Genomic DNA, 16,649 nt, shown 5'->3' with positions numbered 1-16,649 from the left:
TTGTGTTACAAAAATAAAGAAATAACTATTAACCGCAACATTTTTTTTGATTTTTATTTATAATAAAGTTACCTTTTTTCCTTTAATAATGTCTTCAAAATCTATTCTAATTATTAATTTCAACTAAGTTCTGTTAGAACTTTGTTTCTTTTCCTATCTACACATCTTGCTTTTACTTTTTCCCAGATCTGTTCTTTTATTTTAAAATCTATAGCTTTATTTTCTGATTCATTCCATTGTATTTTAAGTTCTCTATCCACTGATTCCAGGTCAGCATAGCTCCTTCGCTGCTTTTTAGTCAGCTGTCCTGCCAGCAAACCTTTAATCAAACTCATCTTTGTATCTTTATCCATCCTATCTTACTTTGTTATTATTCTATTTATTATTACTCGTATATTATAAATACACTTGAGTTAAGTCTATCCCCACATCCCTTCGATAAAAAAAATAGCAAAATTATTATTAAAACCACAACAACTTAATAATCAATATACTACCACCCAATTAAAAAGAAGTTTTTTTTTCGAAAAGTCATTTTTTTATCTTAGTTCTAACAGAACTAAGATGGCATTTTGCCGTAGCTTCACTTGCTCTTTTACTAACAATAGGAGGATTTTGGATGAATTCAATCAGAGATAATATTAACGACGAATTTATAAAGGTGATAGCACAACAAAACCAAATGCACGTTTTACCGGATAGTACAAAAGTATGGATGGAATCAGGTAGTTCCATTAAATACACAAAAGCCTTCAACAAAAAAAGAGAAGTATGGTTAGAAGGCAACTCATTTTTTGAGGTATATAAACATGAAGGCAGTTTCTTCCAAGTACATATTAATAAAGCTTTTATAGAAGTAAAGGGAACCTGTTTCCAAATCAAGCAAACTAATGCTGAAAAAAATGAAATCACGCTGTTTCATGGTAAAATTGAATTCAATGTAGAATCTACAGGAGAGAAAATTATCATGTCTCCATCGCAAAAGGTAATGTATAATCCAAACAATGCACAAACATTAGTTGAGAATGTTATGGATATCAATTGGAAGGACGGAAGATACAACTTCAAAGAAACCCCATTATCCCAGCTCATTTCGATTATAAATCAAATATACCAATCAAATATAATTCTAGAAGGAAAGTTTACTAAACAGCCTTCATTCACAGGCAGCATCCGTTATGATGAAACATTGGATGACGTGATAGATAAACTCTGTTTCAGCCTTAACCTTACATACAAAAAACAGAATAGAAAAATAGTAATATATAATTAACCATATTTCTAATAATTAACCCAATATTTAACCTCACAACAAGTTAAATCATGAAAAAAAATCACAGTTGTTACCGGAGGCGATATCTGAAGCATATCGCACTCGTTTTGCTCTTTTACCCCTTGTCCGCTCTTGGAGCTCAAGGACACATATCTATCAAGGGGCAATCAATCACTATTATGCAAGCTATCCAGCTTATAGAAAAAAACAGCGACTACACGTTCTTCTACAATGCAGCAGATCTCGAAGACAAACAACGGAAAGACATTAATTGTAATGGTCCTATTGACGAGATTCTGGATGAAGTTTTCAAAGACAGCGGTATTAGCTATATCGTAAAAAACAAAGAGGTTATTCTTAACGTACAAAAAACGAATAACACCCAACAAAAGAAAAAACGTACTGTAACCGGTACTATTATAGACGCAGTGGACGATAGCCCCATCATTGGAGCTAACATCACGATTAAAGGTGACAAGAACACCGGTACAATCTCGGATATTGATGGTAATTTTAGTCTTTCCATACCCGACAATAAGACGATCCTTGTCGTAACTTACATCGGATATAAAACTCGCGAAGTTCCTGTAGAAGATCTAGGGAATATCAAAATTGTACTGGAAGGAGACGATCATACCTTGAATGAAGTTGTCGTAGTCGGTTCCGGTACCCAAAAGAAGGTCAGCGTAACAGGAGCTATCACAAGTATAAAAGGTGCCAGCCTCAAGCTGCCGTCATCTACTTTATCCAATTCATTTGCCGGAAAGTTGGCGGGTGTCATCGCAAAAACAAATTCCGGAGAGCCTGGCTCCGGTGCCGAATTTTACATTCGCGGTATCGGTACTTTCGGTGGACGAGCAACTCCTCTGATTTTACTGGATGATGTAGAAATATCATCCGGTGACCTTAATTATGTGCCGGCCGAGAATATTGAAAGTTTCTCTATCCTTAAAGATGCATCTGCCACCGCTATCTATGGTTCACGCGGAGCTAACGGTGTAATGATCGTCACAACTAAAGGCGGAGAATACAATAGTAAAACATCCATCAACGTTACAGCAGAAAATTCTTTCAACTACTTAGACAAGTTCCCGGAATTTGTGGACGGAGCTACTTATATGGATATGTATAATAAAGCTTCATTAGCCAGAAACTCTTCCGCTACACCCAAATACAGTGCTACAGACATGGAACGTACGGCATCCGGAGTCAACCCATACCTATACCCCGATGTAAACTGGCAAGACGTATTGTTTAAAAACATGAGTATGCGCCAACGTGCCAACGTCAACATTTCCGGTGGTGGTTCTAAAGTTAAATATTACATGAGTTTGGATGTCAGCCATGATTCAGGCTTGCTGAACACAGGGAAAGCATATTCATGGAACAACAATATTAATATAATGAACTATACCTTCCAGAATAATATTGCTTATAAACTGACGCCGACGACGACAATCAAAATGAATATGAACGCTCAGATCCGTCAGAAAAAAAGCCCGAATGTATCAAGCGAGGATTTGTTCAAACAGATTCTGACTACTACCCCCATAGAATTTCCGGTTACTTATCCAAGTCAAGACGGGCGTATCATGTACGGCAACAACATCATCTCAGGAAGTACCTTATACACGAACCCCTATGCCAGGATGATGACATCATTTGCCGAAACGAACGAAAATACACTTAACACAGTTATCAAGATAGATCAGGATTTGGATTTTATCACTAAAGGGCTTAAAATTAATGCTTTTGTAAATTTCAAAACCTGGTCAAGTTCTTACTTTGATCGTAGCATTGCTCCTTATTATTATCGCATAAAAAGCGGAAGCTACGATGAAACCGACCTGGAAAATACGAATTATGAATTGGAACTGCTAAATTCGAATGGCAGCGATTATATCAGTCAGTCGGCTATCGGAAAGTCATCCGACCAAACATTTGAATTACAGTTCAACCTAAACTATGCCCGTCAATTCGGTCTGCATAATGTAGGTGCCATGTTACTCTACAAACAACGCGAATACAGAAGCGATGTGTTACCCAACCGTAATCAAGGCCTTTCCGGACGTCTTACTTATGATTACGGACAACGCTATCTGTTTGAGTTTAACTTCGGTTACAACGGGACCGAACGTCTGGCCAAAGAAGACCGTTTCGGATTCTTCCCTGCCGTGTCTTTAGGATGGGTGATAAGCAATGAAGCTTTCTTCGAACCAATGAAAAATGTAGTGGACAATCTCAAAATCAGAGGTTCCTACGGTCTTGTAGGTAGCGACGATCTGGCAACAGCCGGCGGAAGTTATTACCTGTATATAGACAAGATTACAAACAACGACCTGTCTTATCTGAAATGGACTTCCGGACAAAATATGGACTACCAATTAGGAGGTCCTCAGATGGCATACTACGCCATGTCCGGTTTGGGATGGGAAAAAGTAAAGAAGCTCGATATCGGTATTGATTTTACATTGTTCCGAAACTGGACATTTACCTTCGATTATTTCTACGACAAGCGTTATGACATCTTCATGAACCGTGAAGCATGGCCACAATCGCTGGCTTATCATATTGCCAAACCTTGGAGTAATATTGGTAAAATGGATAATAAAGGAGTGGAATTCAGTATTAATTATGCCAATAACTTCTCCAAAGATTTGTCTGTCAGTCTACAGGCAAACTTCACCTACAACAAAAATAAAATGGTCTATGTGGATGAACCGGAATATCCGACTATATGGAAGTCAGAAACCGGAAAACCTTATTCACGCATTACCGGCTACATAGCAGAAGGCTTATTCAAGTCACAAGAAGAAATAGATAACAGCCCTGCCCAGAATTTGGGTTCTACACCCAAGGTCGGAGATATTAAATATCGTGACCTTAACGGTGATGGTATCATTGATTCGGATGACCAGACGATGATCTCCAAATATGGAAGTACTCCACGCTTACAATACGGATTTGGCGGAACTGTCAACTACAAAAAGTTTGATTTTGGTGTCTTCTTCAGTGGCTCTGCTCTGCGTTCTATCATGACAAACGGTATTGACCCTTTCCAAGAAGGAATAGCCGTCGGTAACAGAAATGTATTAAAATATATAGCCGATAATTACTGGTCGGAAGAAAAACAGAATTGGGATGCCAAATATCCTCGTTTGGGACTACTTGCAACAGACGTTGCCAACAATACAGTGAACAGTAGTTACTGGTTGAGAAATGGTTCTTTCCTCCGATTGAAGAATGTAGAAGTAGGATATAAGATACCTTACGGACGTATTTTCGTCAGCGCAGCCAATCTATTCACCTTTAGTCCGTTTGACCTTTGGGATCCTGAACTGTCTTCTTGGAACAGTTATCCTATGCAAAAAACTGTCAATGTCGGAATTCAACTTCAGTTCTAATTTATTATGAGAAAAAATATGAAACTAACACGCATCTTTCAAAATATAAGTATAGCAGTTATTATCACTGCATTGGGCTTAACCTCATGTGATTATCTAGACGTCGTTCCACCCGAACAACCCAATATCGATGACGCAATGTCAAGCCCCACCCGAGCTTTAGGATTTCTTTATTCCTGTTATGGAGGTGTCAGTACAGACTTACCCAGTGCCTATCTGGGGGAAATAAACTCTACGACAGACGAATATGTATTACCTTATTCATGGAACACAGACGGTTATTGGGGCGCCTATGCATTTAACACTGCATCATCCACTAACCAAGACTGGCTATGGGGAACTACTTACCAATATATAGGACAATGTTATCTGTTTTTACAAAAGTTGGAAAATGCGGGAAGCGACATTGCATCTGATGCAGAAAAGGAACAATGGAGAGCCGAATGCCAATTCCTGGTAGCTTATTACCACTTCGCTACTTTAAGAAGATATGGTCCCATCCCAATTACAGACTCGTACATTCCGATGGATACCCCAACGTCAGAGTATAATGGACGTTTTCACTTTGACTATTGTGTAGACTGGATTGCGAACCAGCTGGATGAAGCCGCCAAAGTACTTCCTGCCAACCGCACCGTTACCAATGAATGGGGTCGCGCTACATCTACTATAGCTAAAGCTGTAAAAGCACGTTTGTTACTTTATGCCGCATCTCCTTTATGGAACGGAAGTTTCCCCTACCCTAACTGGCAGAATGAGAATTTCGAGACTCCGGGTTACGGTAAAGCTTTGGTAAGCAATACTTATGACAAGAGCAAATGGGAAAGAGCACTGGCCGCATGTCAGGAAGCACTTACATTAGCTACAACTTCCGGTGACCGTGAACTTTACGATGACGACGAATATTACTCCCGACAATCCCTGAACTTACCTTTTGTTCCCGGAGTAGCAGACGTGGAAGATAATAAAGAATTCCTGAAAAACGTAATGAAGATGCGCTATGCCGTAAGTACACGTGAATCTGAAGGAAACAAAGAAATTATCTGGGGATTATCCAACCAGTTTGATTTTTATTCCCGTTATCCGCTTCGTATTCTGAAGAAATCGGATGGAACATGGCATGCTGGTTATAGTGGTGTATCTCCTACATTATATACGTTCGAACATTTCTATACAGCTAACGGGAAACTACCTGAAAAAGACCTTGACTTTACTCCTTCCTCTGAATGGTTTGAGTCAGCAGGTATCTCTTCACGGGAAGACATTATCAAATTGAATGTGGGTCGTGAACCTCGTTTCTATGCATGGATGGCTTTTGACGGTGGTGACTACGGAACTAAATTTGCGGCCGGTTCTCCTCTGAAACTGGAAATGAGGAATTCGGAAATGCACGGTTACAATCCGTCTCTATTTAATCGTGACCATAGTGTCACAGGGTTCCTGACACAAAAGTTTGTTGATCCGGTAACTGAATTCTATACAGCCGGCGGTTCTACAAGCGGAACAAGCGCACCTACTATCTTATTCCGCCTGGCCGAACTCTACCTAAACGTAGCAGAATGCCATGCAGCATTAGGAAATACACAGGAAGCCATTGATGCACTAAATCCTGTTCGTGAACGTGCCGGAATCCCTAAATTAACATTGGCTGATATCACAAATAATATGACAATAAAAGACTGGGTACACAATGAACGTTTTGTTGAATTATGGAACGAAGGTCACCGCTTCTTCGATGTCCGCCGTTGGGCAGAAGGAGCCAAGTACTTTGGAGCAAACAAACGGGAAGGATTGAATGCAGAAGTTCAAAGTCCCACATTCGAAGAATTTAATAAACGAACTACAGTTGATGCACCTTATGTGTGGGAAAACCGCATGTACCTGAATCCGGTATTCTACAACGAAGTATACAAAAATCCGCAAATGGTACAAGCACCCGGATATTAATTATTTTTTATTCATTCATAACAATATAGAATATATATGAAACATATATCAATAGCATTGTGTTTGTGCGGGATGATTCTGATGAATACTTCCTGCGACAATTATGACGATACCTATCCGCAGGAATATGAGAAAATACTATCACTGCAGACCACCGGTGAGCAAGCCGTAGATCTTTATAAAACAGGAGAGGCTACTAACTATTCAATAACGGTCATTAAATCCGGAAGTCAACCCACATTGACAGCTTCTGCCCATATCGGTGCAATGGATGCAGTCAATTTTGAGAAGTATATCTCCGAGAGAGGTTTGGACTATGTGGCAATGCCTGCCAATTGTTATTCGTTCAACATGGAAGAACTCGATTATTCTTCTGCTGAAACCTATAAGATCATCAATTTACAGTTGAATACCAACGAGATAGAAATCTTTGAGCAGACTCTTGAAGAGGGACAAACGTGTGTCCTTCCAATCATGCTGACCAGTACATCCGATTCCATCCTGGCGGATAAAAACACATTAGTTCTGAAACCGGAGATTATTACTCCCTCTCTTTCAGTCACTGAATCCAGTTCAGGAACCGTGACTAAATATCTGCCCCAAAGTGGAGGCACCATTGCTCTTGATTTAGGATTGCAAGTCGAAAACCAATGGAATTTCACCTGTAAAGTAGCAATTGATGAAACTACTACTACCTTAGAAGGAGCAACGTTGGTTTCGGATATCATCTCATTTGAGCCTGGAAACACATCTTCTGTTCAAGTTAATATCCCTAAGTTTACGAAGACCTCCGGAAATGTGGGTATAAAGATTCTGGAAATTAATGGAAAAGACGGTTTCGAATTCGACACGAATCCATTTATACTGGTTGCATCTGTTGAAAAATACAGTCTGACAGCGGACATGCTTTCCAGTAATGCAATAGAACCGTCAGAAGGTTCCTTAGCTAATTTATTGGATGGAGATATAGGTACCTACTTCCACAGCGCGTGGAGTGTATCAATTGCCGACAAGCATTATGTTCAAGTAAAATTGCCCGTATCAACTAAGACATTCCGTTTCACCTATACAAACAGATCAAATAACGGAAATGCCGCTTTGGCATGGTTCAATTTATATACAGGAACGAATGAGAACAATTTACAACTTTACAAGCGTTTTGCGTGGGATGAAGATGGTCTCCCGTCAGGTGCTGCAGGAGTTTATGTTTCTCCCGACGTTTCAATAGACAATGCTGCCAACACCTTACGCTTTAAATGTGAAAGCAACTGGACCGGTGGTTCCTTCTTTGTATGGAGCGAATTTAGTCTGTTCATACTGTCCGAATAATAAATGAGAGACAAAGGGTGAGTCAGACTTTTGATTCACCCTTTTATACCTCATCTATCTTAAAAACTAATACAGCAAAAAAATGACAATAAAAAGATTCATTACTAACCTGTTAGCCCTTTTTACTCTATTCACAGTTTCACTGGCATGCAAGGATACCGAAAAATCGATTATAAATAGCTCCTTCAGTATCAGTGAAGAATATCTGATACAAAATCTGGATAAATCAAGTACGTCTGTCCAGATTCCAATTAACACATCTATGGAGTTAGCTCAATGGAGTGTCTCTTATGAAGCAAACTGGCTACAATGCTCAAAACAAAAGACAGCAGCAGAAGGAACTTTCCTGAGAATTACAGTGAATGAAAATACAGGCGAAACCAAAAGAACAGCCAACATAAAAGTAACATCAACTACTGCTACCTATACTATCACCGTTAATCAATATGCCAAAGGCGAAGTAATTGTTGAGGGTGACATCAAGGTTACACCAACCGGAGGCAAAGCGAGTGAGCATCAGGAGGGACAGGATATTGAAAATACATATGATGGCAAATTTTCAACTGATGGAGCTGCCCCTTTCCACACTCCGTGGGGACAATCCGCCAAATTCCCTGTCACGCTGGAATACTATTTTAAAGGAGATACGGAAATAGACTACTTAATTTATTATACACGATCCGGTAATGGAAACTTCGGAAAGGTCAAAGTATATACAACAACCAATCCTGACCGATCAGATTATACATTACAGGGAGAATATGACTTTAAAGAGCAGAATGCTCCTTCCAAAGTTTCATTTTCAGAAGGCATAAAAGCGACCGGAATCAAATTCGAAGTATTAAGCGGTCTGGGTGATTTTGTAAGCTGTGATGAAATGGAATTTTACAAAACAAATACGGATAAAACACTGGATAAACAACTTCTTACCGTATTCACCGATATAACTTGTACGGAAATAAAGAACAACGTCACCAACGAACAGATACAAGCTCTGCCAGACTATTTCGTCAGAATAGCAGAAGCGGTTCGTGACAATACATACGACAAATGGGAAAAAGAATTTCGCATTCGCAGCTATGAACCATACAGTAATATTGCTGAATGGGCGGATAAATTAATGACTAAGAAATATAGTGATCTCGACAATCCGACTGGTATATCCGTCAAGGCAGGAGACGATATCATCGTATTGGTTGGTGACACATACGGACAGAATATTTCAATGCAGTGTATTTGGGAAACAGGAACAGAATACAAGCAAACTGCTTCTTCAGGCGATGTCTATATGCTAAATCCCGGAGTCAACAAACTGACTATGAAAGGAGAAGGACAATTGTTTGTCATGTACAACACCGAACTGACTTCAAATACAGCAAAACCCATCAAAATTCACATACCACTCGGAAGTGGCACAGTGAACGGTTTCTTCGACCTGAAAGAACATAAGACAGACGAAAAATACGCTGAATTATTGAAAAAATCAACACACAAATACTTCTGCATACGCGGTGAAAAGATCATGTTCTATTTCCACCGCAACAAATTATTGGAATATGTACCCAACAACATCCTCTCAGCCATCCATCTATGGGATAACATTGTCGGCTGGCAACAAGAATTAATGGGAATTGACGATGTACGCCCATCACAAGTCAACAACCATTTATTTGCCATCTCACCGGAAGGAAGTTATATGTGGGCTTCTGACTATCAAATCGGATTTGTCTATACCTACTTAGGCAATATCTTGTTGGAAGATAATGTAATGGCGGCGGAAGATAACGCGTGGGGACCAGCTCATGAAATTGGCCATGTTCATCAGGCAGCTATTAACTGGGCCAGTTCTACCGAATCATCTAATAATCTGTTCTCTAATTTCATTATCTATAAATTAGGAAAATACAAATCGCGTGGTAACGGGTTAGGAAGCGTTGCAACCGCCCGTTATGCCAACGGGCAGGCTTGGTATAATATGGGAGACGCAACCCACCAGAACGAAGACACAGAAACGCATATGAGAATGAACTGGCAACTATGGATTTACTATCACCGATGCGAATATAAAACAGATTTCTGGCAAACACTTTTCAAACTGATGCGTGAAGTGAATATGACCGAAGGTGAAGATCCCGGGAAAAAGCAACTTGAATTTGCCAAAATGGCAAGTAAAGCCGCCAATCAGAACCTGACAGACTTTTTCGAGATGTGGGGATTCTTCGAACCTGTCAATACGACTATCGAACAGTATGGAACATACAAATACTATGTAAGTGATGCGATGATTCGGGAAGCAAAAGAATACATGGCACAATTCCCTGCCCCGAAACATGCTTTCCAATACATTGAAGACAGAAAGAAAAGTGAGTTTCCATCGAATGACTACCGCTATTCGGCAGTCGGAGATGTCGGATATTACACTCAATTCAAAGAAAATCAGAAGATAACCAAAGCTATCACGGCAGAGCTGGCAGGACGCAAGGTCTCCATCCAAAACGGAGATGAAGCTGTGGCTTTTGAACTCAGAGAGAATGATGAAAATGGAAAATTACTTTATTTTTCTACCTTCACGACTTTCGAGATTCCTTCATCTATATTGATGGTGAATGCCAAATTATATGCCGTACAAGCTGACGGAAAACGTATTCTGTTATAAGAATAATTTAACTTAACACACATTACAGATGTAGAAACGGCATCGCTCACTGTTCGGGCGATGCCGAAAATATCATTATAACATAGCGAATAGTGCGACTCTTTTTCTACCAAAAATATAGACGGGCAATGAAAATATCTACAATAATTACACTGGATTGATTAATTAATTAGTATTTTTGACACCGAAATGAAAAACCAATTAATAACCCCCAATTAAAAATTAAAAGAAAGATGAAGAAACTACTACTTAACACACTCATCGGTCTTGCATTGTTGACCTGCCAGACCAGTTTTGCTCAAAAGACAAAAGCAAAGTTCTCTCCGATTAAAGTAGAAACTCCGGCTCGTCCGGCAAATCAGCAAGATGTAATCCAACTCGTTACTCCTAAACTTGAAACGGTTCGTGTAGGCTTTATCGGATTGGGAATGCGCGGTCCCGGTGCGGTTGAACGCTGGACACATATTCCGGGAACTCAGATTGTAGCTTTATGCGATCTTCTCCCCGAACGTGTTGAAAATGCTCAAAAGATACTGGAGAAAGCCGGTCTGCCGAAAGCAGCTTCCTACGCAGGAGACGAAAAAGCATGGAAAAAGCTCTGCGAACGTGACGATATCGACGTGGTATACATAGCTACAGACTGGAAACACCATGCAGACATGGGTGTATACGCTATGGAACATGGCAAACATGTAGCCATCGAAGTACCTGCCGCTATGACACTGGATGAAATCTGGAAGCTAATCAACACTTCTGAAAAGACTCGCAAACACTGTATGCAACTGGAAAACTGCGTATATGACTTCTTTGAACTGACTTCACTCAATATGGCACAACAAGGTGTATTCGGTGAGGTACTTCACGTAGAAGGTGCTTATATACACAATCTGGAAGACTTCTGGCCGTATTACTGGAACAACTGGCGTATGGACTACAATCAGAAACATCGTGGTGATGTATATGCAACTCATGGTATGGGCCCGGCTTGCCAGGTACTCAATATTCACCGTGGCGACCGTATGAAAACTCTCGTAGCTATGGACACCAAAGCTGTGAACGGTCCGGCATACATTAAAAAGTCTACCGGAAAAGAAGTAAAAGACTTCCAGAACGGAGACCAGACCACAACCCTCATCCGTACGGAGAACGGCAAAACAATGCTGATACAGCACAATGTAATGACTCCCCGTCCTTACAGCCGTATGTACCAGGTAGTTGGAGCTGATGGCTATGCCAGCAAATATCCGATTGAGGAATACTGTCTGAGACCTACACAAGTAGACTCTAATGATGTGCCGAATCACGAAAAGCTGAACGCACACGGTTCTGTATCTGAAGATGTAAAAAAAGCATTGATGGCTAAATACAAAGATCCTATTCACAAAGAACTGGAAGAAACTGCCAAGAAAGTAGGTGGACACGGCGGTATGGATTATATCATGGACTATCGTCTGGTATACTGTCTGCGCAATGGTTTGCCACTGGACATGGACGTTTACGACCTCGCAGAATGGTGTTGTATGGCCGAACTGACCAGACTCTCCATCGAAAACGGTTCTGCTCCGGTAGAAGTTCCTGATTTCACCCGTGGCGGATGGAACAAAGTGCAAGGTTACAGACATGCTTTTGCCGAATAAGCCATTATACCTTATTAATATATAAACTTACGGATAGCCAGACTGGGAAAAAGTCAGGTTATCCGTAAGTTCATGTTCGGCACTTTACTGATTATTATAATCACCTATATGAAAGCAGATATTTTAAAACCCTCTAGACAGACTATCCTTCGGGAAGCCAAAGATTATGTGATGATCGCCGTAGGTATGATACTTTATGGCATCGGATGGACCGTTTTCCTACTCCCCAACGACATTACGACGGGCGGAGTGCCGGGTATTGCATCTATTGTATATTGGGCAACGGGATTCCCGGTACAGTATACATATTTCAGCATTAACTTTTTCTTATTGTTGCTTGCGCTTAAGTTATTGGGATTAAAGTTCTGTATTAAAACTATTTTTGGAGTATTCACCCTGACTTTCTTCCTGTCCGTTATCCAGCAACTGGCATCAGGCGTTTCCCTTCTTCGCGACCAACCTTTCATGGCATGCGTCATCGGAGCATCGTTCTGTGGCGGCGGTATCGGAGTTGCGTTCTGCGCCAACGGAAGCACCGGCGGTACGGACGTCATTGCCGCCATCATCAACAAATACCGGGACATAACCTTGGGAAGAGTCATACTGATCTGCGATATGATCATCATTACCTCCAGTTATTTCGTTCTGAAGGACTGGGAGAAGGTGGTATACGGATTTGCAACACTTTACATTTGCAGTTTCGTCCTCGATCAGGTAGTGAACAGCGCACGTCAGTCTGTCCAGTTTTTTATCATATCCAATAAATATGAGGAGATAGGACGACACATCAACGAATACCCTCACCGTGGAGTGACGATCATCAATGCAACCGGCTTCTACACAGGCAGAGAAGTGAAAATGATGTTTGTGCTTGCCAAAAAGCGGGAGTCTACCATCATCTTCCGACTGATTAAAGATATCGACCCCAACGCATTTGTATCGCAAAGTGCCGTTATCGGAGTTTATGGGGAAGGCTTCGACCATATCAAAGTTAAATAAAAAAAGAAACAAGATTGAAAAACATGAAATACAGATCATATCACCTATTACTGGCAGGAATATTCTCTCTGTTAACAACAGGCGCTATGGCCGAAAAGACATCCGACAAACCTTACTGGCAGGATGTGCAAGTTGTATCGGTCAATAAAGAATATCCGCGTACTTCCTTCATGACGTACGATAACCGGACTGATGCACTTACCGGGAAGTTTGAAAAAAGCAACTATTATCAGTTGCTGAACGGTACATGGAAGTTCTTCTTCGCAGACAGCTACAAAGACCTTCCCGCCAATATCACCGACCCTTCCGTGAGCACGGACTCCTGGAATGATATCAAAGTCCCGGGCAACTGGGAAGTACAAGGGTATGGAGTGGCTATCTACACCAACCACGGTTATGAGTTCAAGCCCCGTAATCCGCAGCCTCCCAGCCTTCCGGAAGCCAATCCCGTGGGAGTCTACCGTCGGGACATCGATATTCCCGCCGATTGGAAAGAACGGGATATCTACCTCCACCTCGCCGGAGCGAAATCAGGTGTATATGTATACATCAACGGACAAGAAGTAGGATACAGCGAAGATTCCAAGAACCCCGCAGAATTCCTGATCAACAAATACGTGAAACCGGGTAAGAATGTACTTACACTGAAAATCTTCCGTTGGAGCACAGGTTCTTATCTGGAATGTCAGGACTTCTGGCGTATCAGCGGTATCGAACGGGATGTTTATCTGTATTCACAGCCCAAAGCCGCCCTGAAAGATTTCCGCATCACATCGACACTGGATGACAGTTACAAGAACGGAGTATTCGCTTTGAACGTCGACCTGCGCAATCATCGTCCGGCTGCAACCAATCTGACACTGGCATATGAACTGCTCGACGCTCAGGGAAAAGTAGTTGCCACCGAAGAGAAGACAACTTATGTCCCTGTCAACGAGACACGAACCCTTTCTTTTGACAAGAATCTGACCGATGTACACACATGGACATCGGAACACCCGAACCTTTACAAGCTGGTAATGACTGTCAAAGAAGAGGGTAAAGTCAATGAGATTATCCCTTTCAACGTAGGATTCCGTCGCATCGAGATCAAACCTATCGATCAGAAAGCCGCCAACGGAAAACCTTATGTATGCCTGTTTATCAACGGACAACCGCTGAAATTGAAAGGAGTCAATATCCACGAACATAATCCGGAAACCGGACATTACGTCACCGAAGAACTGATGCGTCGGGACTTCGAACTAATGAAACAGCATAATCTGAACAGTGTACGTCTCTGCCATTATCCGCAGGACCGCCGTTTCTATGAACTTTGCGACGAATACGGACTTTACGTGTACGATGAAGCCAATATCGAAAGCCACGGTATGTACTACGATCTACGTAAAGGCGGCTCATTAGGCAACAATCCCGAATGGCTGAAACCACACATGGATCGCACAATCAATATGTTCGAACGCAACAAGAACTACCCCAGCGTCACTTTCTGGTCGTTAGGAAATGAAGCCGGAAACGGATACAACTTCTACCAGACTTATCTTTGGTTGAAAGAAGCCGACAAGAACATCATGCAACGTCCCGTCAACTATGAACGTGCACAATGGGAATGGAACACCGATATGTACGTACCTCAGTATCCGGGTGCCGGCTGGCTGGAAGATATCGGCAAGAACGGCAGCGACCGTCCTATTGTCCCGTCAGAATATGCACACGCAATGGGCAACTCTACCGGAAATCTCTGGGGACAATGGCAGGCTATCTATAAATATCCGAACCTTCAGGGAGGATATATCTGGGACTGGGTAGATCAGGGTCTGCTCCAGAAAGACAAGAACGGAAGAGAATACTGGGCTTATGGAGGTGACTTCGGAGTAAATGCACCCAGCGACGGTAATTTCCTCTGCAACGGTCTTGTTAACCCCGACCGTGGTCTGCATCCGGCAATGGCAGAAGTGAAATACGTGCATCAGAATGTCGGCTTCGATGCGATTGACGCAGCATCGGGCAAGTTCAACATCACGAACCGTTTCTACTTCACCAATCTGAAAAAGTATCAGATACATTACAGCGTACTGGCCAACGGAAAAACCGTCAAAAGCGGAAAGGTATCACTGGACATCGCTCCGCAAGCTTCGAAAGAATTCACCGTACCGGTAAATGGTCTGAAAGCCCGTCCGGGAACGGAATATTTCGTTAACTTCAGTGTGATAGCCGTAGAACCGGAACCGCTGATTCCCGCCGGATACGAAATTGCATATGACCAGTTCCGTCTGCCCGTTGAAGCCGAAAGGAATACGTACAAAGCCAACGGCCCCGCATTACAAACTCAAACCCAAGGAGACGAACTGACTGTTTCTTCTTCAAAAGTAAATTTTGTATTCAACAAGAAGAGCGGTCTGGTTACCTCATACAAAGTGGATGGAACCGAATACTTCAAAGACGGATTCGGCATCCAGCCCAACTTCTGGCGTGCGCCTAATGACAATGATTACGGAAACGGTGCTCCCAAACGCCTCCACGTATGGAAACAGTCCAGCAAAGACTTCCACGTGACAGACACGAAGGTAAGCACAGAAGACAAAGCCGTCCTGTTGCAGGCAACTTATCTGCTGGCAGCCGGCAATCTGTATGTTGTCACCTATAAGATATACCCAAGCGGAATCGTTCATGTAAATGCAAAATTTACTTCTACCGATATGCAGGCTGCCGAAACAGAAGTCTCCGAAGCTACCCGCATGGCTACCTTCACTCCCGGAAGTGATGCAGCCCGCAAAGCCGCTTCCAAGCTGGAAGTTCCCCGCATCGGTGTACGTTTCCGCTTACCGGCACAGATGAATAATGTACAGTATTTCGGACGTGGTCCGGAAGAAAACTACATCGACCGCAATCACGGAACCATGGTAGGCATCTATCAGACAACCGCCGATAAGATGTACTTCAACTATGTACGTCCTCAGGAGAACGGACACCACACGGATACGCGCTGGCTTAACCTGTCTCCCGATAAAGGAAACGGCCTTGTCATCGTTGCCGACAGCCTGATCGGTTTCAACGCACTGCGCAATTCCGTCGAGGACTTCGACTCGGAAGAAGCGCTACCCCACCCCTACCAATGGAATAACTTCAGCCCGGAAGAAGCTGCCAACCACGACGAGAAGGCCGCCCGCAATGTATTGCGCCGGATGCATCACGTCAACGACGTCACTCCAAGAGACTTCGTCGAAGTTTGTGTCGACATGAAGCAACAGGGAGTAGGCGGTTATGATAGTTGGGGGGCACGTCCCGAACCTTTCCACCAGATTCCCGCCAACCGCGAATACAACTGGGGGTTCACTCTGGTACCAGTCCGTTCCGGCAGTCAGGCTACCGAAGCCGCCAAATATGATTATCGATAACCTTAG

General features: G+C 42.3%; 9 protein-coding genes. 8 read left to right on the top strand and 1 reads right to left on the bottom strand.

What is annotated here, in order from left to right; translation table 11 throughout:
• Positions 1–119: 119 nt before the first annotated feature.
• A complete protein-coding gene (locus tag BT_RS21440; RefSeq protein WP_008759927.1) occupies positions 120–353 on the bottom strand; it encodes a hypothetical protein in 234 nt (77 codons plus the stop codon).
• A 266-nt stretch (positions 354–619) separates the two neighbouring features.
• Between BT_RS21440 and BT_RS21435 the strand changes: the two genes are divergently transcribed.
• From BT_RS21435 to BT_RS21400, 8 genes are all read left to right on the top strand, one after another.
• A complete protein-coding gene (locus BT_RS21435) occupies positions 620–1,273 on the top strand; it encodes a FecR family protein (protein WP_008764448.1) in 654 nt (217 codons plus the stop codon).
• A 50-nt stretch (positions 1,274–1,323) separates the two neighbouring features.
• On the top strand, positions 1,324–4,677 hold the full coding sequence (locus tag BT_RS21430; RefSeq protein ID WP_008764447.1) for a TonB-dependent receptor: 3,354 nt from the start codon (positions 1,324–1,326) through the stop codon (positions 4,675–4,677).
• Positions 4,678–4,683: 6 nt separating this feature from the next.
• Entirely contained in the window at positions 4,684–6,624 is a 1,941-nt protein-coding gene (locus BT_RS21425) for a RagB/SusD family nutrient uptake outer membrane protein (RefSeq protein ID WP_008764446.1), read from the top strand.
• Positions 6,625–6,660: 36 nt separating this feature from the next.
• Entirely contained in the window at positions 6,661–7,953 is a 1,293-nt protein-coding gene (locus BT_RS21420) for a BT_3987 domain-containing protein (protein ID WP_011109174.1), read from the top strand.
• 82 nt (positions 7,954–8,035) lie between these two features.
• Positions 8,036–10,609: a M60 family metallopeptidase gene (locus BT_RS21415; RefSeq protein ID WP_008764444.1), complete on the top strand. Its 2,574-nt coding sequence runs from the start codon at positions 8,036–8,038 to the stop codon at positions 10,607–10,609.
• Between the two features lie 233 nt (positions 10,610–10,842).
• Positions 10,843–12,246: a Gfo/Idh/MocA family protein gene (locus tag BT_RS21410; RefSeq protein WP_008759920.1), complete on the top strand. Its 1,404-nt coding sequence runs from the start codon at positions 10,843–10,845 to the stop codon at positions 12,244–12,246.
• A gap of 108 nt (positions 12,247–12,354) precedes the next feature.
• Positions 12,355–13,245, top strand: coding sequence for a YitT family protein (locus tag BT_RS21405; RefSeq protein WP_011109173.1), 891 nt, complete (start codon positions 12,355–12,357; stop codon positions 13,243–13,245).
• A 23-nt stretch (positions 13,246–13,268) separates the two neighbouring features.
• Positions 13,269–16,643, top strand: coding sequence for a glycoside hydrolase family 2 TIM barrel-domain containing protein (locus BT_RS21400; protein ID WP_008764442.1), 3,375 nt, complete (start codon positions 13,269–13,271; stop codon positions 16,641–16,643).
• The last annotated feature ends 6 nt before the right edge of the window (positions 16,644–16,649 follow it).

It is taken from the genome of Bacteroides thetaiotaomicron VPI-5482 (assembly GCF_000011065.1).
Lineage (GTDB): Bacteria > Bacteroidota > Bacteroidia > Bacteroidales > Bacteroidaceae > Bacteroides > Bacteroides thetaiotaomicron.
The sequence above is the reverse complement of the archived record's forward strand: the minus strand, read 5'-3'. Positions and strand labels throughout refer to the sequence as shown.